Here is a 25,224-nt window from a genome sequence, read left to right as displayed (position 1 = left end):
CAAAAACACAGTCGCATTATTTTTAAGATGTATTACTCAGAAAAGATATTAACCATTTAAATATATTTCAAATATCTTTTAGGAAAATATTTAAGTATAATTAGTTTTATCTTACTTTTTATATATTTAACATCTTGGATTGACATTTTTACTATTTTTTCATCGAATAAATCTTTACGCCATAAAAAGTTTTCATTTTCTTTAATATTTTGTCTAATAGAAGTATAAAAAGTATTTATCCAATAAACATTAGGTTCACTTTCAGAAGAACTATATTTTTTATATAGACTTTCATAATTAAGAGCTATTTTAATACTATTCTCAAACCTCTCATAACTATAATAAGAATTTTGTGAAGATCCTTCTCTGGAAGCATAATAATTATAAAAAGTGTCTTTTAGAATCAAAATATGATTAATTTTTTTAGCAACTTCAATATTAAAATATGCATCTTGTCCATTCTTCATATTAGTAAATTCTAATTGATTATCTATTAAAAATTTACGATTATAAACTTTATTCCATACCTCAAACAAGCTAATTGAATTAAATATTTTATTAAAAGAAGATGTATTCATTTCTATTTCATTTATTTCAAAAGTATCATTACTCTTAACCGTTTTTATTAATCTATCTCCCTTATAAATATTATGTCCAAATCCAATAAATTGTACTTCTTTATGAGATATAATTGACAATATTTTTTCGAAAAAACCATCTTCAATCCAATCATCAGGATCCATAAAATAGACATATTCACCTTTACTTATTCCTAATCCATAATTTCTAGCAAACCCACTACCTTCATTCACTTTGCTCACAACAGTAATTCTATTGTCAAGTAATTCCCATTCTCGCATTCTTTCTAGACTACTGTCAGTAGAACCGTCATCGACTAGAATAATTTCCACGTCATCCACTATTTGATTAGTTAAAGAAGTCATTGACTTATCTAGATACTTTTCTACATTGTAAACAGGTAATATTACACTCAATTTCATATAAAAACCTCAAGTCTCATTTTATTTAATTCTTAATATATCAGATACATACGGATAGATTTCATTAATACCAACTAGAACTATTTGATAGTACCAAACTGCAATTAGATAAAATACATAAATACAAGCAATACTATTTTTATGTATTTTAAACGTTACATTTTTTTTCGACAAAGGTAGCTCAAACCCAAATATTTTAAAGGATTCCATTATGCTTATTAAAAAGGGGATAGATATCACTTGATAGATCTGGAGATACAGGCTCATTCTTGAAAATGTTACATTAATCATTCGCAACTGATAAATAATAAAATCCAAAATAAAAATGAATAAAAAGAAGAAGTAATCATCATTATTTTTACTATCATTAATATTTGAGTATCTATAAGCATAAATAAAAACAAATATAACTGGAACTTTCAATATTATCGATTTCCATGAAAAACCTAATCCTCCTGAATTATTAATATACATCAGATATTTTTCAGACAATAAATTACTAGTAATTAACATTTTTAATATCGGATTAATGGCAATAAAAGAAATAGTCGATAAAATTATTATTGAATATATAACCAATTTCTTGTTTTTAACGAACTTTAACAAGAAGTATGAAAAAATAATTAGTAAACTAGCCACTAAGGAAGAATAGTGCGTTAATGACGCTATAACAATAAACACACTAGATATTTTATATTTTTCATTATATAAATAAGAAAATCCGATAAATAAAAAAGCAATTGCTAAAGATTGCCTCAGAAGATTAAATGTATATCCATAATAAATAAGTAGATAACTAATCCATGACATTGCAACATTTATATGGTTTTTTATATTAAAATTGATAATACTCATATACATTAAAGTATTGATCAATACCGAAAGAAAAAAATAAAAAAAGACTGGTGATGTAGATATTCTAGAAGCAATAAAATTTATAAACATATAAAATGGCTCTACTTTAAACCAACCTACCGTGCTAGTATAATATGAATAAAAATCAGAATATTTTATTGAATCCAAAAATACGTAATTCCCATAAACTTTCATATCAGTGCCTATTGTATCATTACGAACACCTGCAAAAATAGAAACAATGAGAATTGATAAGATAACAAACCAAATATGTGAATTTTTATATTTATTATTTAAAATCCTTGAATTTGAAAAATACATTAGTGAGGAGGATAGAAAAAACACAATAATATAGGGCATTATCAAATCCCCTCCTTAAAATATCGATAATAATCATTGGTTATATTTTCTGCAGTATCTTCTACAGCATAACCCGATTCTCGGACAATTATATTCGCTTCTCGTCTCAATTCCTCACTATCATTATCATTAGCTTGACTTTTTATAATACTGTTGTACCATTCATCAATATCAACTATATCTAGAATCTCTGTATTATCTAAAATTTTTGCATATTTCGTAATTTTACTAGATAATATCGTCTTTACCCCACTTGATTGGGCTTCAATAGCAGATACTGGATTTCCTTCAAATAATGAAGGTAGAAGAAAAATATCAATTCCTGATAAAAACATTTGAATATCGTTAGTAACTCCATACAAAATAATATTATCGAGGTTATTCATTTCTATAAAATTCTCTATCTCTGTACGAAGCGGTCCTTCCCCAACGATATACAGCCTACAATTTTGATTCGCTATCTTCATTTTTTTCATTAGTTTTAATAAAAAATATTGGTTTTTTTGCGTATTCATTCTTCCAATAGTTCCTAAAACAATCGTCTCACTATCGATTTTGTTTTTCAATCGAAATTCATTTCTTTTAATATCATCGTATATAAATGAATCGACTAATATCCCGTTTTTTTTATATTCAAAATCTGATTCTCCAAATAACCAATTCCCTGCTAATTCTGAACACGCCCAACGATGAGTTGAGTATTTAATGAATAAATTTCGACTTATTTTATGAATAGCTACTTTTAGTCTCCTCATTCTACTAGGCTCGATATCCGAATTATGAGAATGTAAAATTCGAATTCTTATCTTTCTGCTAGCCAAATAACAATAAATCATTGAAATAGCATTATAAATATGATAATGAATAATATCTGCTTCATTATCTTTGATAAATTGTCTAAATGCTCTTACCAATACAATGTTTCTTAATGCAGGAGAATATTCTTTATTCAATAGTTCAACTAATTCTACACCTAGGCTCTCTAAGCGAAAATCATACACGTCACTAATTTTCTTCGATGTAACAATTCTCACATTATATTTTTTTAAATCCATTTTTTCTAAATGTGATAGTAAATAAGTTTCTATACCCCCAGAGGACCATTTATCTATAAATAAAATTACTCTTATCATTAGCCTTCTCCTAATTCAATATAGATATCCGCTAACTTATTAGCTTCACATTCGATATCATAATTGTTAAATTGAATATCTGATTTTTTAGAAACTCTACTATTATTTTTAAATTTTTGACTTGTATCTATAATACATTTCGCCCATTCGTGTGGTTTAATATCTATAGATAGAAACATACACAAATTAGTTACTTCAACTTCTCTAGGAACTCTATCTGAACATAAAGTCGGTAACCCCATAATTTGGGCTTCTATAGCTACAATTCCTAAACCTTCATAATTAGAAGGAAATACAAAATAATCTAAAATTTGATATATATCTTCGACGTTAGTCGAATTATCTATAAAATATACATAATCCTTAATATTTAACTCGACCGCTAGATTCAGAAGATTTTTTTTTAGCGGTCCATCACCCACTAAAACCAATTTTGCGCTTGGAATTTCATTTAAAACTTCTTTAAAAACATATAATAAAAACTCCTGATTTTTTTGCCAAACAAATCTTCCTACATTACCAATAATAAAATCATTATCATCGTAACCATATTTATTTCTAAGTTCATTCCTTGTATTACGATTAAAGGAAAATTTTTGGATATCTATAGCATTTTTCAAAATAAATGTCTTATCTTTACTATTCTTTTCTCCAAATAACCACTTACTTGCATGTATAGTAGGAGCCATATAGTGGGTAGGAGCAACTTTAGAAAACGGTCTTAAGACATTTTTTAGTATATTTTTTTTGTACTCACCTCTTGAAGCAGTACTATGACTATGTGCAATTCTAACTGGTATTTTATTTTTTTTTGCAACACTTAGTGGGAAAACACTTAATGTATTTATATGCGAGTGAACAACACGATAATTATTATTTTTAAAAATATCATCTAAAGATTTTAAATATTTAAAAATATTTTGATATGGAGGAATCTCATAAATCCTTCCTCCTAATTTTTCGATTTCAGTTCGCGGAACCTGTGTAGAGTCCGAATCTATAATAAAATCGAATTGAATTTTATCTCGATCAATAAATCGATAATAATTCATGACTACGGACTCTACACCGCCACCTATCATTTTCCCCATAATCATTGCTACTCTAAGTGGTCTAGATTCAATCAATTTTAAATTCCTCCATACTAGATATTCTTAATTAATATGATTCATTAGGAAAGATCATTACTTTTAATGTAAGCAACAGAATTTTAATATCTGTTATAAAATTTATTTTACTAATATATTTTAAATCTAATTCAACCATCTCAGCGAAGCTAAGACTATTCCTTCCACTCACTTGCCACAATCCTGTACAACCCGGCTTAATTAACAGGCGTTGTTTATCGTACTCAGAATATTCTACTACTTCTCTTTCTAATGGCGGTCTAGGACCAACTAGACTCATATCCCCTTTGACCACATTCAATAATTGTGGTAGTTCATCTAAACTGAATTTACGGATAACTTTTCCTAGTCTAGTAACTCTTGGATCTTCTTTCATTTTGAACATAGCACCTTCAACTTCATTCTCATCAAGCAGATCTTCTAACAGTTCTTCCGCATTCGTCACCATCGATCTGATTTTGTACATTTTGAATGGTTTTTCATTTAATCCGATTCTTGTTTGGCTAAAAAATATCGGTCCTTTTGGATCTTCGAATTTCATCAAAATCGCAATGATTAAAAAGAGTGGCGAGAGTATGATTAATCCGATTGAACTACAGATAATGTCTCCCAATCGTTTTACCACGAAAAACCAATGTTTTTGTCGTAACTTAATCATATTTATTGTTCTCCCTTGTGGTGTGATTACCGGATCGGACGCGATTTGATTACTAACTTTAGTTTGTTCCATGATTTGATTATCCCCCTGATCTGCACGTAAATACCACGATAATATTCTCATACTCATCGTGGTATCTCTCTCTCATTCTATTGCAAATTCATTTGATCTTTTAGTTCCGCTTGAACTCTAGCCAACTCTTCGTCAGAGACACGTTGATAAGAGACGCCCTCTTGCATAAATCCTTCACCCTGGAGCTGATCCATTTGAATGGTAGAAAAAGCGTCACGGTAATCTAAGGCAATTGTTTGCATTGTCGCAAAATCCATATCGGTTTTCATATTATCGGATATCGCATCTAATATGCTTTGATATTTTGTCATACTATTGATCGAAATCAATTTTTGCATAATCCCTTGAATCACTATACGCTGACGCTCTTGACGTCCATAATCGCCCCTTGGATCATCATAACGCATCCGCACAAAAGCTAGTGCTTCTTCCCCATCTAATTCGATTTGGCCAATATCAAATGGAATCCCATCAATCGTAAATGCCAAATCATTGTTAACCGTCACACCACCCACGGCATTCACTAAATCTTGAATTCCTTTTAAATTAATTGCTGCGTAGTGATCAATCGGGATATCTAAATATTTTTCTAAACTATCCATTGACATCGCCGGTCCACCAAAGGCATAAGCATGATTGACTTTATCGAAGGTACCGTATCCGACAATTTCCATGTACGTATCACGCGGAATACTGACGACTTGCGTTTTATTATCTTCTGGGCTAACGGTTGCGACCATGATGGCATCAGAACGACCGGTATCAGTACGTCCTAAATCTCCAGTATCCACACCCATTAGTAAGATAGAAAAAGATTCTTTATTGTTTAAGTTAACCTTTCCATCCCGACCAGCGCCTGTTTCTTGCCGCTCGACCGTTTCATACGTCTTATCGACACTACCCTTTACATCAAAATAAATTTTTGTCGCAAAGGCGGTGACCCCGATGACTAGCACTAGCAGTACTCCGAGAACGCCTATAAAAAACTTCTGTACTTTTGACATTTTACTTCCCCCATTGTCTTTAAACTGGAAAAACTTTTTCGTTCAATTGGTATTTACTTTCACAATCTTATGACTTGCCTTTATGTAATAAAAGACATATAGAATGATTATACGATTTGTGGTAATAAATTGGAAGGTAATTCTAGCTTTTTGTCTTGAATCTGGTCCCAAAAACAGCAAAAAACACCCAAAATGGGTGTTTTGTTAAATTCACTTAACCTTACTGACATATCCCTGTAACATTCCGAGTGCGATGTAAGCGGTTGAGCCATCTGTTCTTTTTTGTTCGCCCCACAGATAACTTTCGTGATGATGCAAATTTCGGATGCGAATCTGCGTACCTTGTTTAAGTAAGGCAATACTCGTGGATTTAGTCGAAGGCTCTTTTCTTAAATGAACATCAAATAATAACTGGTACGTTTGTTCATTTTGAGTAGGTGGAACGGGGGCTGAAGGAGAGGTACTTCCTTCAAAATAATCTGTGATATTCCCTTTGGCAATACGATTCAAATCAAGATTTCCAGAATAACCGGCTAAACGGCCTTGATCCGTATATTGATGAAGATGATACTCACTGGTTGCGGTAGGATTATTCCCTTGGTAAATGCCCGTATTTTGTCCATAAGTAGGTAGCCATATGGCGTCAAACTTTTTGGTATCGATATTGAACTGGCGATACAAGTGGTTGGCGATATAGGTACCAACTTTTTTAGCTCCTAAACTTTTGAGTTTATTACGGTATGCTTCGACACCAAATCGCATATCGGTCATCGATTGCTCTTCAACGTCTAACCACCAGAAGCTTGGCTGAAATGCTTTCGCACGACGATAGAAATCACTCGCTTCTTTTTCCATGTCCGCAATAGAAGTGCCGCGCACCCAAGAGTAGACAGCGACTGGGACGTTGTATTTTTGAAAGGCTGCAAGATGCGTGCGATAATGTTTATCTTCATAGTTCGAACCATACTGAATGCGAACGATCACACCACCGATTTGTCGGCTTAAGACGTCGTAATTAATTTGACTGGGGACTTGCCACTCGCTGATATCTAGAATGATTGGTTTTGGATTCATCGGTTTTCCTCCTTAAAATAAAGGAGTACAGACCCTCGTCCATACTCCTTCGCATTTTTCTTCTTATACTTATATACTTATATTTTTCTTCTTATACTTATATACTTATATAATGAAGGAAAAATTTATTTATTAAAAAGCGGCGTTTCAATCGTTTCAACGTATTTCGCACTGTCTACCGCTTGATACAATGCGACACTTTCTTTTTCAAAGAGATCTAGCGTCGCTAACTCATTCATCGCTGCTTCGACTTCCTCTGCTGTTAGTTCTGTTGACGCGATTTTGGGAATTAATTTATGTTTCTTTCCTTCTTGGTTTAAAAATGTTAAATGTAGTTTTTTCATGGTCATATCCTCCTATTATTTTCTATATTCGAAATCGACAGTTTCAATCATGCTCTCTAAACGACTATTCTCTGGATCAAAACGGGCAATGGCTTCACCGAATGCTAAAATGGTTTCTTCGGTTACATCGGCTTTCACGTGACTAAAGCTTTGTTTTTGTAATTTTTCTTCTCCATCGACACTTAATTGAACAGTTAATTTTGCTTGATTACGAGTTTTCATTTGGGTTCCTCCTAGAATTGTTTTGGTAAGTTGCGCGCCTTACACTTCTATAAACGAGTCTACTCATTCATTTGTCACACTTTTTCAAAAGAATGTTGAAAATGTTTGCGAAAATATTTTCGGTAGCGACTTTTATTTTGACGTGATAGATTTTCATTCGTGAGTAATGCGCGACATTTTTGTTGGTCTTTTGGCGAAAGTTGCTGATAAAATCGTGCCAATCGATCCAAACTTTCAAAATGAAAATCCGTGGGGTCTTCATTGGGCAAATAATCCAGAATCTCATCCGTCACTTCTTCTATTTCAAGGTACTTTTTACGCTTCGTATCAATCATCCGCCATAATAAATGACGAAATAAATAAGTGATATCGTTATCCGCTTCAAATTCGCTTTTCGTTGCGTATTCTTTTGCTCGCATGAAAAATAAAAGTCGTAATTCCTGCAGATGATCCTCATAATCGACTTGTCCAGGAAAAAGACTACAGCGTTGGAGCACTTTATGAAATAATCTTTCATAATCTTGAATCAGTTGATTTAACTCCTGTTGTTCCATTTTTTTGATTTCCTTTATACGTGTATTCCTCGAGGTGTGTTTAGAATAGCAAATCAAGCACATACACGTATTTTGGCTATTGGTCAAAGCGTATCGAAAAATGCAGGTTCTTTGTGAACTCAGAACGATCAAAGCGCTATCTGATTTTCGTTTTCTAACATTCGCTCTTCACAAACTTGTGCGTCTACGGCCAGATCTACGCTTTAAAGGCCAATTTCAAAACAGACAAATTGCCATAGAAATAGCAAAAAAAAGGATTTCGTCTGCCTGATACAGTCGAACTCCTTTTTTTATCGTTCCTTATTATGAAATAGTTTGGATTATTTCTTGGCCATTTGTCACATTCAACTCTTCATGTACGCGAACATCGCTGAAGTCGTTCGTGTTGGTCACGATGACTAAAACCGTCGTATCGTAGCCAGCTGCTTGAATGGCTTCTCGATCAAATGTCCCAAGTAACTCACCTTTTTTCACTTGTTCGCCACTTTGTTTGTTCGTTGTAAAATGTTGTCCTGCTAGATTAACCGTATCAATCCCAATATGAATTAACAACTCTGTCCCTTGTGTCGTGGTAATCCCATACGCATGTTTCGTTCCGTAGACCACGGTTAACGTCCCATCCGCTGGCGCATACACTTCGTTACTTTGAGGTAAGATACCAATCCCTTTACCCATCATTTCACTTGAAAACACGGGATCATTGACAGTACCTAATGCAACGGTTTGACCTGTCACAGGTGCAGCAATTGTTTCTCCTGCTTGTTGTGTCACAGAAGCATCTGGTGTGTCTTCATTTGTTTTTTCTTCTATCGTAGTCGTCGTTTGACTCATTTGTTTTTTGCCATAAAGGAACGTCAAGACAAATCCTAGTACAAAACTAATGAGCGCACAAAGCATGAAGCTAGTTACTTTCGGTGCGGAAATCGAGATAAAACCGATCACTCCCGCAGGACCCATCGATACCGCGAGAACGCGGAAAATTCCGATAAAGACACTTGCGATACCAGAAGCAATCATCGCACAAATAAAGGGATATTTCAGTTTCAAGTTCACTCCAAAAATCGCAGGTTCCGTAATGCCTAACAGCGCGGAAATACTTGCAGAGGATGCTAAACTTTTTTCTTTTTCATTTTTGCTATTTACAAAAACGGCTAGAGTTGCGGCACCTTGTGCAATATTAGCCATCGCGGCGATTGGAAAAATAAAAGAACCACCCGTTTTGGCAACTTCCGCTAGTAGCGTCGTTTCAATAGCTGGGAAACTTTGATGTAAACCTGTAATCACAATCGCAGAATAAAACGTTCCAAAAACGCCTAGACCAACAGCACCCGTTGTATTATAAAGCCACACGAGGCTATCCGTTAAGCCATCAGATACCAAGCGCATAAATGGACCCACAATCGTGAACGTCAATAACCCGGTTGTAATAATGGCTAACATCGGCGTGAAGGTAAAATCAAATACTTGTGGAATACGTTTATGGAAGAATTTTTCCAAATTCGCCAAAATATAAGAAACTGCTAACACTGGCAAAACAGATCCTTGATAGCCTGCTTGAGCGACTTGGAGTCCGAAAATATTCCAATAAGGCATCGTTCCTTCAGCTACTGCATTTGCGACACCATAACCGTTTACAAGATCTGGCATAACCATTGCCATCGCCATCGCGGCTCCTAAATAGCCATTTCCCCCAAAGCGCTTGGTTGCTGAAAATCCGACTAAAATCGGCAAGAAAGCAAAGGGCGCTGAAGCGAGTAAATTAATGATGCTAGCAAAATCTTTAATCTCAGGAAACATCTCAACGACGGATTGTGCTCCGAATAACCCTTGAGAAGTCAACACATTGTTAATTGCCATCAGTAAACCGCCTGCTACTAATGCAGGAATTAATGGAACAAAAATATCGGATAAGACTTTGATTAAACTCATCACTGGATTGGGTTTCTTCCCGTTACTTGCCACTTCTTTGAGTTTTTCAGTTGAAGACCCTTGCACATCAGTGATCTTTAACATCTCTGCATAAACCTTATTCACATCTCCCGGTCCAATAATAATTTGGAATTGACCGTTTGTTTCAAAGGTTCCTTTAATATCGTCGTGTTCGTCTAAAGCCTTTTGATCGACGAGACTGGAATCTTTTAATACCAACCGTAAACGTGTAGCGCAGTGAGCCGCAGCAATTAAATTATCTTCTCCAATCGCAGACAAAATATCCTGCGCAACTTTTTTGTGATTCATTTGATTTCCTCCTTGGATGTAATCGCTTTTTTATTTATTATAACGGATTCACAAAAAATGTCAAACGTTTATCAATTTTATTTTAAGATAGATTATAAAACCTTATCTAGTAATATTTAACAACGATTTTATATGTTATCTGTTTGACAATACAGTTGTTTTACGTTATCTTAAAGGCAAAGAATACACTTACAAAGGAGCGGTTTCATGAATATCACTGAATGGACGACGGCGCTACGTTACCGTCCTTATCATCTGTGGGACAAAGAATACACTAAAACGTTAGAGGAGCAAGTTCAACAATCGACTTGGCGCCTCAATTTTCATATCCAACCGAAAAGCGGGCTCTTAAACGATCCAAATGGCTTCTCCTACTTCAATGGTCAATGGCACTTGTTTTACCAAGCTTTTCCGTATGGTCCTGTGCATGGATTAAAATCATGGTTTCATTTAACCTCAGATAATCTTGTTGATTGGCAAGCAGAAGGCGTTAAACTTGAGCCTTCTACTAAATATGACAGTCATGGCGTTTATTCTGGTACGGCTTTACCGATCGGCGAAGAATTATTGCTTGCCTATACGGGAAATGTTCGCGACCGTGACTGGAATCGTTTCTCATATCAAATGGGCGCACTCATGAATACGCAAAATCATATCACCAAAATCGAACAACCGCTAATACCTGCACCACCTGAAGGCTACACCGATCATTTTCGTGATCCCCAAGTGATTCCCTATCAAGGAGGCTATTTACTGATTATCGGCGCTCAAACAGTCCAAGAAGAGGGAAAAGTCCTGGTGTATCAAGGCGATACGTATACAAATTGGCAACTCCTCGGAGAATTAGATTATATGCCAGCGCAAGCAGGTTATATGGTAGAATGTCCAAATCTCGTCTTTATTAAGGATCAGCCCGTTCTCATTTTTTGTCCACAAGGAATGGCAAAAGAAGACTTCGCTTATCAAAATATTTATCCGAATACCTTCGTTGTCGGCGAACAATTTGATGTAAACAATGTCACCTTAACCAATCCACAACCGATTCAAAATCTGGATGAAGGATTTGATCTTTATGCCAGTCAAGTCATCAACGCACCAGATGGACGGGTATTAAGTGTGGGTTGGGCCGGATTACCCGAATTAACCTATCCAACTGATGAACAAAATTGGGCACATTGTCTGAGCCTCGTAAAAGAACTTTCAATTAAACAGAACCGTCTCTACCAAACACCGATCACGGAATTAGAAGTCTTACGTCAAATAGCGACACCTGTAGCAGGCGAACTTGGCGCCTTAACGCCTTTGGTAAAAGAGAATCAGCAGAATCGCTATGAGTTACGTTTGACGTTTTCACCTGAGAGTCACGGGAAGATTCACTTATTTGCCGATGCCGAAAACAAACACCCTTTCACGCTTCATTTTGACGCAAAAAATGGTAAGATAACAATAGACCGCTCGCGTGTCAGCCGACCATTAAATGAAGCGTTTGGTACTACACGGACAATCACCATTGATCGCAAGCAAGAACTCACTTTCCAAATCTTTGTCGATCAATCGATTTGTGAAATTTTTGTAAATGATGGCTTACACGTCTTTACCTCTCGTGTCTTTCCCGAAATAGACCAAACAAATCTTTTTGTTGAAGGTGAAAATGGCCATTTCTCAGGCACCCATTGGCAGTTGCGGTCTACATTCTCTTAATAAGGAGTCTTACCCATGACGATTAAACTGACAGATGTCGCAAAAAAAGCCGGCGTCTCACCCACTACTGTTTCTCGTGTCATCAATAATTACGGTTCGCTAAGCCAAAAAACGATTGATAAAGTGCACCTAGCCATGAAGGAATTAAACTATCAACCCAATTCGTTTGCCCGCTCCCTTCAAGGGAAAAACACGCAATTAATTGGCTTGATTTTCCCGACTGTCGCCAATCCATTTTTTGGCGAACTCGTCGAAAAACTCGAAACGAAATTTTTTGAACGAGGATACAAATCCATTCTATGCGACAGTGCCAATAATAAAGAAAAAGAACGAAATTATCTCAACATGCTCGCAGCCAACAAAGTGGACGGGATTATTGCTGGAGCCCATAACCTAGGGATCAAAGAATATGAGGAATTAACCTTGCCTATCGTCTCGTTTGACCGAGCGTTGGCAGACAGCATCCCGATTGTCGGCAGCGATAATTACCAAGGCGGCTACACCGCAACGGAAAATCTCTTTGCACAAGGCGGACAACGCATTGGGATTATCACCGGTAGTAATGCGTCGAATTCGCCTACCAATGATCGTCTCAGTGGCTATCTCGATTTTATTCGTGAAAAGAAACTCTCGGAACACGTCTTTCGCTTTGACTCCTTTGAACATTCGCTGGCGTTAAAAAATAATAAAATTAAGCGTATTTTAATGGAAGAAAAAATCGATAGCCTCTTTTGTACCGATGATTTAACGGCTTTACTCGTGATGAATCAATGTCGTGACTTAAACATCGCAATCCCACAAGACTTAAAACTCATTGGTTACGATGGCACTCGGTTTATCCAAAATTATTTCCCGCACCTCACAACGATTATTCAGCCAATCGATGAACTGGCCGAACTCCTCGTCGAACTCCTTATCCAGCGAATCACTTTTCCTGATAAGGAACTAGACGCTGCTTATCGTCTTCCTGTCCGCTTGTTGCAAGGACAAACGACATAATAAAATCCCCCCTCACAAAATGCTCGATTTTGCGAGGGGGGATTTTATTATGTCGTGTATTTTGAAAATCTATGGATAAATTCACTTTAATCATCCGTAAAGTAGCACAACTCAAAGTAAATTCCATCTTTCCAAATACGAATTAGTAACGTAACTAGATTCAAGTCAATCTCTTTAGCGCTCGTGTATTATGTGTACTTCGTTTATTTTTTGATAATTAAATCCCCGATCGCTTTTTCGTTTAATGGGATAACATTCGACATAAGTAACGCCGTGAGGTAATACCGGTAGTTCAATACTCGTTTGCTCAATCGATAGTTCTTTTGTCAAGATGAGTGGGCTTGCGGCACTTCTTAATAGTTCTTTTTGATCCGTTGTCAAACTACTCGGTTCCCCCATCTCATGCCATACTCTTAGCGGATTACAAACTTCTTGATCTACTCTTTTTTCCATAAAAAAGAATGATTGATTTCTTTCGGGTAGCAAAATTGACTTTTTCAATACTTGCTCACTCGTATTCCAAATAACCCCTCTAAAACCACCGTCTTTTGTTTCTACAAAAATGGCATCTTCTCCTTTGTATACACATGCTCCTTTTAATTTTTTAAAAAATACAAATGTCCAAAAAGTTGGTTTAGGAATATTTCCATTCGCCACTAATCCAAAACCACCATGAAAAGGGGTAAATGGCACGCCAAATTCTTCAAAAACATCCCCAAAGGTCCAATACGAATACGATGCACTTGTTTCGCCCAGCTGCGCTAATAAGCCCGCGATATACGCAGCGTTTTGATTCGTATCATGAATTGGACTATCCGGTGAATAAGAGGTGTTAAATTCTGTAATATGCATAGGCAGATGCTTAAACTCATTAAAAGAATCAATTATTTCTCTGGAAGTCTTCAACTCATCAACACACTCGACTGGATCACGCAAAGTCACGTAACTATATCGGCCTTGTTTTTCAGGATTGTCAATGGTATACAGGTGACGCGTAACGGTATCAATCGCGAGTGCTTCTTTTTGACAAAATTCTAAGAAATCTTGTAACCACGAAACGTCGTCCACACCACAAATGGCAGGACCACCTACTTGAAACCGTCGATCAATTTCTTTAATTGCGAGAAAACTCATTTTGAATAATTTAAAATATTCTTCTCGATCTGCATTTTCCCAAAAGCCGGCTAAATTAGGTTCATTCCATACTTCAATCGGCCAAGTAATCACTTCTTCTAATCCGTACCGGTCAATCAAGTGACGTAAGGTCGCTTGGATTAATTGTTGCCATTTCTCGTAATCTTTTGGAGGTGTCGTATTCCCTTTCCAATAAAAAATGGTCTGCTCACCCGATGACAAAGCATTTGGCATAAAGCCTAATTCAATAAAGGGGCGAATGTTTCGTTGCAAGTAAGCATCCATCACTAAGTCAAGATAAGTAAAATTGTATTCAATCCTTATCTCCCCATCCTCATTCTCATATTCATGATAGATGCTCATATCATCTGAAAATAAGCCGTGTCCACGAATATATTGGAATCCAATTTCTTTTTGTACCAGTGCTAATTGCTCTAAGTAATTCTGTTGTAGCGCTAATCCCATCCGACCAGTCCCTACACAAAAATCGACGTTATTATTAAAATCGTATTTCCCATGCTCAAATCGAATCATTCTTATTTCACTCCTTTTTTATTCAAACCTACGATTGTTTACTTTCTTGCTTTTATTCGTGTCTATCCTTATACTTTAGTCATTAATGAAAAAAGTTGAGGATACAAAAATGATCTATGAATATAAAACAGCAAACCTCTCTCAGGCGAGTGACTTAGCAAGAATTGAAGCCTTCTATCAATCACCCATCTTTGAAAAACGATTTAGAAATGAATCTCAGGATGTTATTTCAATAATTAATGAAGAAATAACATCCCAACCAAATAGTACACTTCCAAATAATAAAAAATTTTTTATTATTTCAGGTCATTCAATTGTTCCTGTGGCAATTGCCAATTTATACTTTCATTATCCTGAGAGAAATACTGCCACTATTTCACTTTTTTTAAGTTTAGAAGAAGCTATTATAGAGCAACTATTTTCTGATATTTTTCTTGTCATCAAGGCCAATATTCGCATCAAAAATATTCAACTTCAACTCTTACCCTCACAATTATCAATGAAAGAGTTTTGGTTGAATAAAGGCTTCTCTGAAATCAAGAATGGTACACCTTCTTCCAAAAACTATACAACACTCACTCTACCCATCAAGCGCTAAATGGATTGCAGTTATCTTTGAGATCAATTTGTTAAAGATTTTTCTCAAGGATAATTGCTTTAGAATTCACTTCAGATAAGAGACGGGGACAAAATGAGTTGTTTTGAATATAATCTAGAATTTCTGGTAAAATAGTGACTGTTTCTTCAAAACTATGCAATAAAATAACCGAATCGGGTTTTAGATTTTGAACGACTTCTTTATAAATCTCCGCCGCTTTAATGGAGGACCAATCCTTTGAATCGACATCCCAAAAGACAATATCTTTCTTGATAGAGGAAAAAAACATTTCCGGTAAATTCCCAAAAGGTGGCCTAAAATAAGTTGTCTCTCGCCCTAAATAAGGATAAAGTAATCGATCGGCGATTTTTATTTCTTCTTGTGCCTCTTCTAACGTTAATTGATTGAAATCCGCGTGCGTCAAACTATGATTTTCTACGGCATGTCCCTCTTCAACCATCCGACTTATGATTGCTTCATTTCCTTCAATTTGTTGACCAATTACAAAAAAGGTCGCTGTGATTTTTTTCTCCTTTAAGATATCCAAAATAGTATTCGTATAGTTATTTGGACCATCATCAAATGTTATTGCGATATTATGCCCCATTCATTTTCTCTCCTGTAATGTAATGAAACTGGCTAAACCTCGCTTGCCCGCCACTTTCTTTTGTACTGAAATAAAACAGACCAAATCGACAGCCCGTAAAATGATCGAGACCGAAAAATAAGGAATGCGTTATGCCTATTTTCCGCCATGTTTTCTCTTCGTATTCGTAATAGTAGAAATCTGCCACGTCACGCATGTTTTCAAAATCGACTTCAATTCTCAGTTTTAGTTTAGACTGAAAAACGTGTACTCGTTCATATTCCATAACGTCCTGATTATTCCATCTTTGTGTTGAGTTCGTTTTATCATTCGTCTTTGCCTGCATGATGACATAATAATTTCCAGTATCCTTTGTAACACCCACAAAACCATAGGCACCTTGAAATGCACTGATGCCCACCACATCTCCATCTAGAATATCCGATACATCGACTGTTACTTCTCCAATACATGCGGGATAAGTCATTCTTTGAGTCAATGTATTCACGGCTTCAAGTATATTAGATGCAATTCGATCTGTTTTTAATACATAACTTTGCTCCTCGGGTTCAATCGTGATGAGTTCTAGTTGAGGTTGATGATTAAAAGACCACTTCGAATCAAAGCCACTTTTAGAAGAATATAAACGGTCAAATTGATCGGATCCAACCAGAGAATGATCTTTTTTTCCAAGTGATTTTTTAGGGATAGAGAAGTTGTCTGGGATTTTTCCATTTTTACCAAAGACAGGAAAATGATTTTCCCAACTAACTGGGACTAACACCGGTAATCGGCCTACTGCGCCATAATCCTGAAACAATACAGCGTACCAGTCATCCCCTAATCCTTCAACAATCCCTCCTTGAGCAATTCCTTGATGACAATAGCCATGATCATCTTGAAAGACATCTCCCCCTTTAAATTCTCCTTGCAAACTATCGGACATAAAACAAGCTTGTGTGCGAAACCATCGATCGGCTAGCGAATGGACTAAAAATAAATAATAATAGCCATTAATTTTATACATATGGCTGCCTTCATAGTTTAAATAAGGATTGGTTTCACCTGAAAGAAGGATACGCTGAAAACCATTTTCTTTGGGACGACGAAGATCTGGCGTTAACTCTAATAAATGAATCGTTCCATTACCATAGACCAGAAAAGCACGATCGTCATCGAATAATAAAGAGCAATCATGATAGAATCCCTCGATATAAGTAAAATCCCACGATTCTTGCAGTGAATGCGTTCGAAATAAATACGTTTTTTGCGTATCATTTGCCGCAAATACGAGATAAAATATGCCTTTATGGTAACGAAAACTTGGTGCCCACATACCTTGTCCATAAATATTTTCATGATTTAGTAGTTGTTGTTGTGTGGTTTCATCTAACCTTTCGTATACATATGTGAGATGTTCCCAATTGACTAAATCAAACGATTGTAAAATTTCACATCCAGGAAAAAAATGCATTGTTGTTGAAGCCATATAATAGACATCACCTACACGAATGATATCTGGATCTGGAAAATCTAACGGGATTAACGGATAATTTACTTTCAATATTTCATTCATTGTATTCCACCTTACACCATTCATTTTTTCAAGACTTAGAATAAGGATGAAACGATCTCACGTCTCATCCTTATTGGATCATATTATTTTATTAATTCTAACCACTCAACATCTAAATATCCTGGATTTTGATCGTCTGAAGTACAGTAGACACCTAAAGTACAGCCCACGAATCCACCTGCTACTTCGGTACTTAAATAATGAGAATCGATTTTCTCGGCTACGAGTAATTCTTGCTCTCCGATACGGATAATCCCCTTAAGTAATTGTCCTTCTCCAATCAAAGCCAACGTTATTTCTTTTTCTTGAATCGATTGTGTTCCGACAATCGTATCAAGTCCATTAATGTGCGTAATCATCTTTACTTCTAATCCATTCTCTTTTGGCGTTGCCACAAGACGAATAGAATATTTATCACTTTGTACGATTACCAGACCGGCTTCACTATTCTCACTCGTTTGAACATCGAGATGAGCGGCTAACTCATATGACATTGATTGTTGGCGAAGGCCAATGTATGTGGGTGAAGCAACTTCAGTGACTTTGACTGGTGTCGGTTTCATGCGAAGCCAGTCAGGCCGTGCCTGAAAATCATAACTCTCAGTTTGAGGATTACGAATAAATAAAAAGTCTGGATGCATTTCGTTAAAATGAAATTTCGTTGGTTGTTCAACAGGGACCAATGGTAATCCGTGTGCTTGTTCTTCTAATAAGCGACCAATTCCAGGATTCACTACTGGCCAATCCTCTTCCCAAACCACTTCAGCTAAGAACGTTTCCCGTCCAAGATTACTATATCCCTCAAAGTTCCGACTCGCCAAACAAGTCATATACCACTTACTATCAGGCGTCTCAACTAAATCGCCATGTCCAACGTACCTTACAGGAAATTTATGTCCTAAATGACGATGAGTTAAGATTGGATTATTTTTAAATCCAATATAGGGACCATCGATTTTTTCACTCCTAGCAATCGTAACCGAGTGATTGACACTCGTCCCACCTTCCGCAATCATGACATAGTAAAAGCCATTTCTTTTATAAATGTGTGGTGCTTCAGGCCACTCCGTATTAATCATGGAGCCTTTCCATATTTTCGTACTCACACCTATGAGTGCCATCGCGTCTACATCAAATTCTTGTAACCATACTTCCCAATCGCCATTATAAGTGACGCCTGTAGGGTTTGGTCTTGTTCCCGAATAATAACACCTGCCATCGTCATCAAAAAATAAACTAGGATCGATTCCTGGAGCGCCTTCAATGTAATACGGGTTCGACCACGGACCAGCTGGATTTTTTGCTGTCACAACAAAATTACCGCCATGCGTTACGTTGGTCGTAATCATATAAAAAGTTCCTTCATGATAGCGAATCGTTGGTGCAAAAATTCCTCCAGAATGATCGGCACCTAATAAATTTAATTGTTCTTCGCGTTCTAAAATATTCCCAATTTGTTTCCAATTCACCAAATCTTTACTATGATAAATTGGAACTCCTGGAAAATAGGCAAAACTCGACGTTACTAAATAATAATCGTCTCCTACGCTACAAACGGATGGATCCGGTGAAAATCCTTCTAACACAGGATTTTTAAAGGTTGTCATTTTATTCCTCCTTACTATTTAATACATACGGTAGTTACCGCTCAAAGCTAAAAATGCAAAAGCATATAAAAAGTTATCGTAATAACGACGCTCACCTTTTCGTAATGGCGTCTCCCAAAACTGTTCAACAAAGTAACGGGCATAAGGACGATCTTTGATTGCTAATGATGCTGCAGCATTCGTAGCTAGTAAGCCTACAGGGTGTAAAATTTCTTCCCCGGTACTTTCACCATCAATCGTATAAATAACATTTTCTTTGCCTTTTGCAATCACTGCAAAAAAGGTTTGTAATTTTTCTAAACGCTGGAGCAAAACAGGATCTCCACCATACCATTCTGTGTCGACTGCAATGTTTAATGCTGTACGATAAGCATCGCTGTAGAAGTGATAATGCTCACTATTATATTGTGGCGTACCATCATAATTCGCATATTCTGGGTTCAATCCGGTTTCCTCATGGATCGCTTTTTTTAAATATTCACGACTTGCTTGTGCCGCTTCTTTCCAAAATAATTGATCCTCTTCATTGGCATAAAGCGAAAATTGTTCGTAGAAATGCGGAACATGGTAGGAAGGGTCGGAGAACTCTACTTCTGGCACAAATTTGATTAACTTGTTTTCAAGATTCCACATCGAATGTCCCTCAAATCGACTTCCTTTGTGAAGACAATAGCTGAGTAATTCTCGTGCATGTTTATGATATGCATATAGTCCTTCCCCTTCACCCCAAAGATTACCCGCAAAGAATAGAGCCATTGCAAAAAACTCTTCACCATCTGGTGCAGGCCCATACGCATTTTTATTTCCTTCAGGACTAACAGACCAAGCGAAATAATGAGCGTGTATTCCTTCGTCTAAATACATCTTCTCCATCGTCCATTTCCATAAGCGATCAAAGACATCTTGACGGTTATATTGAACTGCTAATAACATTGCATACGACATGCCTTCTGTTCGTACATCGTTATTCCCAGTATCCACAACGTAACCCATATCCGGGCCCTCTTCAAAGTATATTTTTTCTGAACTTTCAAAAAGGTTGTACCAGATTTCTTGAACTCTTGCCTCAATTTCTGCTTCTGGATAACCATATTCTAAAAATAGGTTTGTATATCTTTTCATTTAGAACTCCTTTTGCACGTATTTAAAATTCACTTTTTTATTTAAAGTCTGTACACCTGTCAACGCTTCACCTTTTTCACTAGGTGAGACAATATTTACTTTCATTATGACGTGATCACCATCTAATTTTTTCTCTCCATCATTCGTTACAATCTCGAGTTGTTTCATTGGAATCGAAATTTGAACGCTCTTTGTTTCATCTGCGTTTAATGCTACTCTTTCAAACCCAACTAATTTTTCGTTTAATACTTCATAAGGTGAATTCGTTTTTGCATAGACTTGAATGACTTCTTCAATTGGATAGTGACCGTTATTATGAATTTGACAAGAAACAATCATTTGCTGATTTTCTTCTTCAACCTCTAAGTTTGCTAATTTAACATTCGAATAGGTTAATCCGTAGCCAAACGGATATAAGGCCTCTTCTTCTAAGTAACGATAGGTTCGTTTTTTCATTGAATAATCACTAAAGTCAGGTAAGTGATCCGTATTATGGTAAAACGTTACGGGTAATTTGCCGCTTGGACTCGTCTTGCCAAAAAGAATATCAGCCACAGCAGTTCCTCCTTGACTTCCTGGATACCAGGTGTGAAGAATCGCTTTTAATTGCGGATGATTCTCTAATCCATTCAAACTTATTGCGGATCCAGCAGAAATCAAAACAACTACCGGTTTCCCTATATCCAAAATTTTTCGTAAAAGTCTTTCTTGGACACTCGGTAAGAAGAGCGTTTCTTTATCACCGGAACCATATACATTTCCTGAGTCACCTTGCTCTCCTTCGATTGTTGGATCTAAACCTAGACATAGAATCGAAAGATCCGCATGTTTAGCTGCAATCACCGCCTCAGATTCTCGCTCGTTTTTTCTTGATAATGACGATTCTGCGTGCTCGCTAAATAGATGAGAACCTAACGCATAATATACGCGGGCACTCTCTTGAACTTCATTTTGAATACCTTCTAAAAAGGTATAATTTCTAGAAGCCGTTCCAAAATAGTTTCCTTGCAACGCTTCGATACTATACGCATTCGGACCAATTACAGCAATACTAGAAATTTTCTCTTTTTCTAATGGTAAGAAATGATCATTTTTTAGCAATACCATTGATTTTTTTGCGATATCTAAGGAAAATTCTCGGTGCTCTTCACAATCATTCACTTCATAAGGAATAGCATTAAATTCGTTCGCCTCATCAAACATCCCTAATCTTACTCGGGTAGTATAGAGTTCGATAACAGAAGAGGTAATCTCTTCTTCTGTGACAAGCCCTTGTTCTAAAGCAGCTCTAAGATGATGTGAAATATTCCCTGCACATAGATTACAACCGATTTTCATTGCTAGCGCCATCGTCTCTTCTGGCGAGTTTGTATAACGGTGATTTTGATCAACATCTTCTAGCGCACCAAAATCGGATACGACATGACCTTTAAATCCCCATTCTCCTCGTAAAACATCTTGAATAAGAAATGGATCAACACAACAAGGAACACCATTTACGGCATTATAGGCTCCCATGAATGATTCCACATCAGCCTCTTTCACTGCCGATTCAAAAGCAGGCAAATACGTTTCATAAAGATCTTTTTTGTCCACTTTTGCATCAAACGAATGACGATCCGCTTCCGGACCACTATGGACCGCAAAATGTTTCGCACATGCAGCCAGTTTCAAATAGGGACCTGACCCTTGAAGTCCTTTAATAAAAGCTACACCTAAACGTGCAGTTAAGAAGGGATCTTCTCCATAGGTTTCCTGCCCTCTGCCCCAACGAGGATCTCTAAAAATATTAATATTTGGCGACCAATATGTCAGTCCTTTATAAATATCATTATCACTTTCTTTATGGTATTGATTGTATTTTGCTCTTCCTTCAGTTGCGATAACACTAGCTACTTGTTCCATCAACGCTTCATCAAACATCGCAGCTAGTCCAATCGCTTGTGGGAAGACAGTTGCAACGCCTGCTCGCGCTACTCCATGTAATCCTTCATTCCAATAATTATAGTCACTAATATTTAATCGTTCAATTTCCGGTGACCTAAAATTAATTTGATCGATTTTTTCTTCTAAAGTCATGTTGTTAACAATTTCAATTGCCTTTTCACGAGCCATTTCATGTGATATCACGTCATTACCGCCTTCTTTCATTTACTATTCTCCGAGACCATCCGGAATATATTGGGTGTATATTATTTCAAGTTTTTGATAGATCTTATACATACTAAAAGCAGGTAAAATAACCGTTAACAATGGAACTAACCATATTAAAGCAATCGTACATAATAAGATAAACAAAATTGTCATCATCGATTTGATATGGATAATACTAAAAATAAAACTATGCGAAATCGCTTGTCTGAATCCATCAGTAAATCGGCTTACATAGCCAACGGTAGTGATGAGAAAAGGTAAAGCACAGATACAAATAATCATTAGAAAGATTTGAGAAAATTGATTCATTGGTGAATGGGCTAATCCCGTTTCTAGTAGTCCTTGATTGATCATAAAGATAAATAAAACCACTAAATAACTAGTCCATATAATCGTACTGTAAACAAATGTATTTTTAAATGCCTGAAAATATGTCTGCAAAATATAATCCTTTTCGCCTTCTACGCACTTATGAAGGGTAAGATACATCGCACTGGTTGCTGCTCCTATCGTAATGATAGGTAGTGAACAAACACTCCACAATAAACTGATAATTAAGTAATTGGCGAGCTTATTCATCTTTTGGATTAATTCTTGACCACCTTTTGAATGAAACAATTTTGACAACCTCTTTCTATCAGTTAAATTTTGATTTTCTTTATTCTTTCACTCCACCAATCGTTAAACCAGAAATGAAGTATTTTTGTAAGAATGGATATAAACAAACGATCGGTAAGGCCGTAACGATTGTCGTTGCTGCTCGAATCGATGTAGGGGTCACCATCCCACCGGAGTTTTTCATATCTTCTACACTTGCACCTTGGTTCGTTACAGATGAAAGTAATTTCATCAGTTCATATTGTAACGTCGTCAACCGTTCATTAAATCCGTTATATAACATCGCATCAAACCAAGAATTCCAGTGCCCTACTGCGATAAACAATGCAACTGTTGCAAGCACTGGTTTACATAATGGTAAAATAATTTTATAAAAGATTTTAAAATATCCTGCTCCATCAATTTGAGCAGATTCACTTAAACTATCTGGCAGGCCATTCATGTAAGTCCGAATCACTAACATGTTAAACGCACTTAACATCCCCGGGATAACGTAAACCCAAAAAGTATTAATAAAACCAAGTCTTCTCATCCAAAGATATCCCGGAATTAGACCTGGATTTAAATACATCGTAAAGATAAATAACAAAGTAACGGGTGTTTTAAAAATAAATTCTTTCCGACTCAATACATAAGCTAACAAAGCCGTTACATATAATTGACTGATCGTACCAATTACCGTACGGGAAACGGTAATAAACGCACCTTGTCTTAAGGATTCTTTTGATAAAACACTAGAATAGTTATCTAAGGTGAACTTCCTTGGTATTAAGTGGATGCCGCCTTTTAATGAATCTAAGCCGTCGTTAAATGAGACTGCTAGTGTGTTTAAAATTGGATATAGCGTTGCAACAAAAAATAGTATTAAAAATGTCCATTTGAAAATATCAAACACTTTATCTGATATAGCGTCTTTGTTTTTCATTTTCTCACTCCTAAAATAGACTTTCTTCACCAGCAAGCTTAGCGAATTTATTCCCTGACGTAATTAAAATAATCGAAACAAAACTGTTAAAAATCCCTGCTGCAGTAGCAAAAGAATAGTTATTTAAACTAATTCCATATTTTAATACAAAAATATCAATTGTCTGGGAAACTTCTTGTACTAAACCATTACCTAATAGATACTGAACTTCAAATCCAGCATTTAAAACACCACCAATATTGATTAACAATAAAATAAAAATGGTTGGTTTAATTCCTGGTAGCGTAATATGCCAAATTTTTCGTAATCGATTCGCCCCATCCATTTCAGCAGCTTCGTATAATTCATCGTTAATCGCAGCCATGGCAGAAAGATAAATAATACTTCCCCATCCAGTACTTTTCCAAACATTTGAGAATCCAACAATCCACCAAAAATATTTCGGATCAGAGAGAAAGTTAATCGGACGATCAATTAAGTTAAAACTCATTAGTAGCTGATTAATAATGCCAGTTTCTGGTGATAATACATCTAAGACAATCCCTGTTACAATAATCCAAGAGAGAAAATGTGGTAAATAGGAAACGGTTTGTACGACTTTTTTTACGTGTCTACTGCGTACCTCATTAAGTAAGACCGCAAACCCGATAGAAAAAAAGAAGCCTAACGATAGGTTGATAATCCCCATAGCTAAGGTATTTCGAATGACTCTCAGAAAAGCAGGATCCGCAAATAGTAATCGAAAATTGGCTAATCCGACCCACTCTTGTTCAAAAAAACTAAATCCTGGTCGATAGTTTTGAAAAGCTATTATCCAACCTGCTAAAGGTGCGTAGTTAAAAACTAGAATATAGATGACAAAAGGTATCGATAATAAAATTAATTCTCGTTGTTTCCATAATCGTTTACTAAAATTTTTTCTATTGGCTTTCACTTTTAAACCCGTACTCTCTATTTTGTCTTGCTTTGCTTCCATATCGAATATCCACCCCTATCTATTTTACTTCTTGTAGAGGAGAACTCCCCTA

23 protein-coding genes are annotated in these 25,224 nt (G+C 36.1%); 3 read left to right on the top strand and 20 right to left on the bottom strand.

What is annotated here, in order from left to right; genetic code table 11:
- Positions 1-56: 56 nt before the first annotated feature.
- From RU93_RS09250 to RU93_RS09200, 11 genes are all read right to left on the bottom strand, one after another.
- Positions 57-1,001 carry a glycosyltransferase family 2 protein gene (locus RU93_RS09250; protein ID WP_071875340.1) on the bottom strand — a complete coding sequence of 315 codons (945 nt, stop codon included), beginning with the start codon at positions 999-1,001 and terminating at the stop codon, positions 57-59.
- A gap of 21 nt (positions 1,002-1,022) precedes the next feature.
- A complete protein-coding gene (locus tag RU93_RS09245; RefSeq protein WP_071875339.1) occupies positions 1,023-2,216 on the bottom strand; it encodes an EpsG family protein in 1,194 nt (397 codons plus the stop codon).
- Positions 2,217-2,218: 2 nt separating this feature from the next.
- The gene (locus RU93_RS09240) at positions 2,219-3,349 is read right to left on the bottom strand and encodes a glycosyltransferase (RefSeq protein WP_071875338.1); all 1,131 of its coding nucleotides are present in this window, start codon (positions 3,347-3,349) and stop codon (positions 2,219-2,221) included.
- The gene (locus tag RU93_RS09235) at positions 3,349-4,476 is read right to left on the bottom strand and encodes a glycosyltransferase family 1 protein (protein ID WP_084131352.1); all 1,128 of its coding nucleotides are present in this window, start codon (positions 4,474-4,476) and stop codon (positions 3,349-3,351) included. The genes RU93_RS09240 and RU93_RS09235 overlap by 1 nt, the downstream gene beginning before the upstream one ends.
- Before the next feature lie 31 nt (positions 4,477-4,507).
- Positions 4,508-5,134 carry a sugar transferase gene (locus RU93_RS09230; protein WP_245785400.1) on the bottom strand — a complete coding sequence of 209 codons (627 nt, stop codon included), beginning with the start codon at positions 5,132-5,134 and terminating at the stop codon, positions 4,508-4,510.
- 149 nt (positions 5,135-5,283) lie between these two features.
- Positions 5,284-6,210: an LCP family glycopolymer transferase gene (locus RU93_RS09225; RefSeq protein ID WP_071875336.1), complete on the bottom strand. Its 927-nt coding sequence runs from the start codon at positions 6,208-6,210 to the stop codon at positions 5,284-5,286.
- A gap of 210 nt (positions 6,211-6,420) precedes the next feature.
- Positions 6,421-7,284, bottom strand: a complete 864-nt coding sequence (locus RU93_RS09220) for a glycoside hydrolase family 25 protein (RefSeq protein ID WP_071875335.1) — start codon at positions 7,282-7,284, stop codon at positions 6,421-6,423.
- 125 nt (positions 7,285-7,409) lie between these two features.
- Positions 7,410-7,628, bottom strand: coding sequence for a DUF2922 domain-containing protein (locus RU93_RS09215; protein WP_071875334.1), 219 nt, complete (start codon positions 7,626-7,628; stop codon positions 7,410-7,412).
- 15 nt (positions 7,629-7,643) lie between these two features.
- On the bottom strand, positions 7,644-7,850 hold the full coding sequence (locus tag RU93_RS09210) for a DUF1659 domain-containing protein (protein WP_071875333.1): 207 nt from the start codon (positions 7,848-7,850) through the stop codon (positions 7,644-7,646).
- Positions 7,851-7,924: 74 nt separating this feature from the next.
- Positions 7,925-8,404 carry a sigma-70 RNA polymerase sigma factor region 4 domain-containing protein gene (locus RU93_RS09205; RefSeq protein WP_071875332.1) on the bottom strand — a complete coding sequence of 160 codons (480 nt, stop codon included), beginning with the start codon at positions 8,402-8,404 and terminating at the stop codon, positions 7,925-7,927.
- 303 nt (positions 8,405-8,707) lie between these two features.
- Positions 8,708-10,642: a sucrose-specific PTS transporter subunit IIBC gene (locus RU93_RS09200; RefSeq protein ID WP_071875331.1), complete on the bottom strand. Its 1,935-nt coding sequence runs from the start codon at positions 10,640-10,642 to the stop codon at positions 8,708-8,710.
- Between the two features lie 207 nt (positions 10,643-10,849).
- On the opposite strand from RU93_RS09200, the gene RU93_RS09195 reads away from it, so the two are divergent.
- Both RU93_RS09195 and RU93_RS09190 read left to right on the top strand, forming a co-directional pair.
- Positions 10,850-12,343: a sucrose-6-phosphate hydrolase gene (locus RU93_RS09195; RefSeq protein ID WP_071875330.1), complete on the top strand. Its 1,494-nt coding sequence runs from the start codon at positions 10,850-10,852 to the stop codon at positions 12,341-12,343.
- A 15-nt stretch (positions 12,344-12,358) separates the two neighbouring features.
- A complete protein-coding gene (locus RU93_RS09190; protein WP_071875329.1) occupies positions 12,359-13,342 on the top strand; it encodes a LacI family DNA-binding transcriptional regulator in 984 nt (327 codons plus the stop codon).
- Between the two features lie 174 nt (positions 13,343-13,516).
- On the opposite strand, the gene RU93_RS09185 is transcribed toward RU93_RS09190, so the two are convergent.
- Positions 13,517-15,010 (bottom strand): GH39 family glycosyl hydrolase, encoded by a 1,494-nt coding sequence (locus tag RU93_RS09185; protein ID WP_071875328.1) that lies wholly within the window; start codon positions 15,008-15,010, stop codon positions 13,517-13,519.
- Between the two features lie 109 nt (positions 15,011-15,119).
- Between RU93_RS09185 and RU93_RS09180 the strand changes: the two genes are divergently transcribed.
- Entirely contained in the window at positions 15,120-15,608 is a 489-nt protein-coding gene (locus tag RU93_RS09180) for a hypothetical protein (protein ID WP_071875327.1), read from the top strand.
- A 31-nt stretch (positions 15,609-15,639) separates the two neighbouring features.
- Here the strand turns inward: RU93_RS09180 and RU93_RS09175 are convergent, their stop codons facing one another.
- The 8 genes from RU93_RS09175 to RU93_RS09140 form a co-directional block, all read right to left on the bottom strand.
- On the bottom strand, positions 15,640-16,215 hold the full coding sequence (locus tag RU93_RS09175; protein WP_071875326.1) for a polysaccharide deacetylase family protein: 576 nt from the start codon (positions 16,213-16,215) through the stop codon (positions 15,640-15,642).
- A complete protein-coding gene (locus RU93_RS09170; protein ID WP_211272583.1) occupies positions 16,205-17,770 on the bottom strand; it encodes a glycoside hydrolase family 43 protein in 1,566 nt (521 codons plus the stop codon). The genes RU93_RS09175 and RU93_RS09170 overlap by 11 nt, the downstream gene beginning before the upstream one ends.
- 83 nt (positions 17,771-17,853) lie before the next feature.
- Positions 17,854-19,377, bottom strand: a complete 1,524-nt coding sequence (locus tag RU93_RS09165; protein ID WP_071875325.1) for a glycoside hydrolase family 43 protein — start codon at positions 19,375-19,377, stop codon at positions 17,854-17,856.
- Positions 19,378-19,395: 18 nt separating this feature from the next.
- Positions 19,396-20,499: a family 8 glycosyl hydrolase gene (locus tag RU93_RS09160; protein ID WP_071875324.1), complete on the bottom strand. Its 1,104-nt coding sequence runs from the start codon at positions 20,497-20,499 to the stop codon at positions 19,396-19,398.
- Positions 20,500-22,650, bottom strand: coding sequence for a glycoside hydrolase family 3 C-terminal domain-containing protein (locus tag RU93_RS09155; RefSeq protein ID WP_071875323.1), 2,151 nt, complete (start codon positions 22,648-22,650; stop codon positions 20,500-20,502).
- A 3-nt stretch (positions 22,651-22,653) separates the two neighbouring features.
- A complete protein-coding gene (locus tag RU93_RS09150; RefSeq protein WP_071875322.1) occupies positions 22,654-23,271 on the bottom strand; it encodes a DUF624 domain-containing protein in 618 nt (205 codons plus the stop codon).
- A gap of 40 nt (positions 23,272-23,311) precedes the next feature.
- Positions 23,312-24,196 (bottom strand): carbohydrate ABC transporter permease, encoded by an 885-nt coding sequence (locus tag RU93_RS09145; protein ID WP_071875321.1) that lies wholly within the window; start codon positions 24,194-24,196, stop codon positions 23,312-23,314.
- 10 nt (positions 24,197-24,206) lie between these two features.
- On the bottom strand, positions 24,207-25,172 hold the full coding sequence (locus tag RU93_RS09140; RefSeq protein WP_071875320.1) for an ABC transporter permease: 966 nt from the start codon (positions 25,170-25,172) through the stop codon (positions 24,207-24,209).
- Positions 25,173-25,224: the final 52 nt, after the last annotated feature.

Origin of the sequence: Enterococcus aquimarinus (genome assembly GCF_001885765.1) — a bacterium.
Lineage (GTDB): Bacteria > Bacillota > Bacilli > Lactobacillales > Enterococcaceae > Enterococcus_I > Enterococcus_I aquimarinus.
The sequence above is the reverse complement of the archived record's forward strand: the minus strand, read 5'-3'. Positions and strand labels throughout refer to the sequence as shown.

Coding starts and splice junctions, on each gene's coding strand:
- RU93_RS09250 (WP_071875340.1), bottom strand. CDS start 1,001: ATGAAATTGAGTGTAATATTACCTGTTTACAATGTAGAAAAGTATCTA.
- RU93_RS09245 (WP_071875339.1), bottom strand. CDS start 2,216: ATGCCCTATATTATTGTGTTTTTTCTATCCTCCTCACTAATGTATTTT.
- RU93_RS09240 (WP_071875338.1), bottom strand. CDS start 3,349: ATGATAAGAGTAATTTTATTTATAGATAAATGGTCCTCTGGGGGTATA.
- RU93_RS09230 (WP_245785400.1), bottom strand. CDS start 5,134: ATGATTAAGTTACGACAAAAACATTGGTTTTTCGTGGTAAAACGATTG.
- RU93_RS09225 (WP_071875336.1), bottom strand. CDS start 6,210: ATGTCAAAAGTACAGAAGTTTTTTATAGGCGTTCTCGGAGTACTGCTA.
- RU93_RS09220 (WP_071875335.1), bottom strand. CDS start 7,284: ATGAATCCAAAACCAATCATTCTAGATATCAGCGAGTGGCAAGTCCCC.
- RU93_RS09215 (WP_071875334.1), bottom strand. CDS start 7,628: ATGAAAAAACTACATTTAACATTTTTAAACCAAGAAGGAAAGAAACAT.
- RU93_RS09210 (WP_071875333.1), bottom strand. CDS start 7,850: ATGAAAACTCGTAATCAAGCAAAATTAACTGTTCAATTAAGTGTCGAT.
- RU93_RS09205 (WP_071875332.1), bottom strand. CDS start 8,404: ATGGAACAACAGGAGTTAAATCAACTGATTCAAGATTATGAAAGATTA.
- RU93_RS09200 (WP_071875331.1), bottom strand. CDS start 10,642: ATGAATCACAAAAAAGTTGCGCAGGATATTTTGTCTGCGATTGGAGAA.
- RU93_RS09195 (WP_071875330.1), top strand. CDS start 10,850: ATGAATATCACTGAATGGACGACGGCGCTACGTTACCGTCCTTATCAT.
- RU93_RS09190 (WP_071875329.1), top strand. CDS start 12,359: ATGACGATTAAACTGACAGATGTCGCAAAAAAAGCCGGCGTCTCACCC.
- RU93_RS09185 (WP_071875328.1), bottom strand. CDS start 15,010: ATGATTCGATTTGAGCATGGGAAATACGATTTTAATAATAACGTCGAT.
- RU93_RS09180 (WP_071875327.1), top strand. CDS start 15,120: ATGATCTATGAATATAAAACAGCAAACCTCTCTCAGGCGAGTGACTTA.
- RU93_RS09175 (WP_071875326.1), bottom strand. CDS start 16,215: ATGGGGCATAATATCGCAATAACATTTGATGATGGTCCAAATAACTAT.
- RU93_RS09170 (WP_211272583.1), bottom strand. CDS start 17,770: ATGAATGAAATATTGAAAGTAAATTATCCGTTAATCCCGTTAGATTTT.
- RU93_RS09165 (WP_071875325.1), bottom strand. CDS start 19,377: ATGACAACCTTTAAAAATCCTGTGTTAGAAGGATTTTCACCGGATCCA.
- RU93_RS09160 (WP_071875324.1), bottom strand. CDS start 20,499: ATGAAAAGATATACAAACCTATTTTTAGAATATGGTTATCCAGAAGCA.
- RU93_RS09155 (WP_071875323.1), bottom strand. CDS start 22,650: ATGAAAGAAGGCGGTAATGACGTGATATCACATGAAATGGCTCGTGAA.
- RU93_RS09145 (WP_071875321.1), bottom strand. CDS start 24,196: ATGAAAAACAAAGACGCTATATCAGATAAAGTGTTTGATATTTTCAAA.
- RU93_RS09140 (WP_071875320.1), bottom strand. CDS start 25,172: ATGGAAGCAAAGCAAGACAAAATAGAGAGTACGGGTTTAAAAGTGAAA.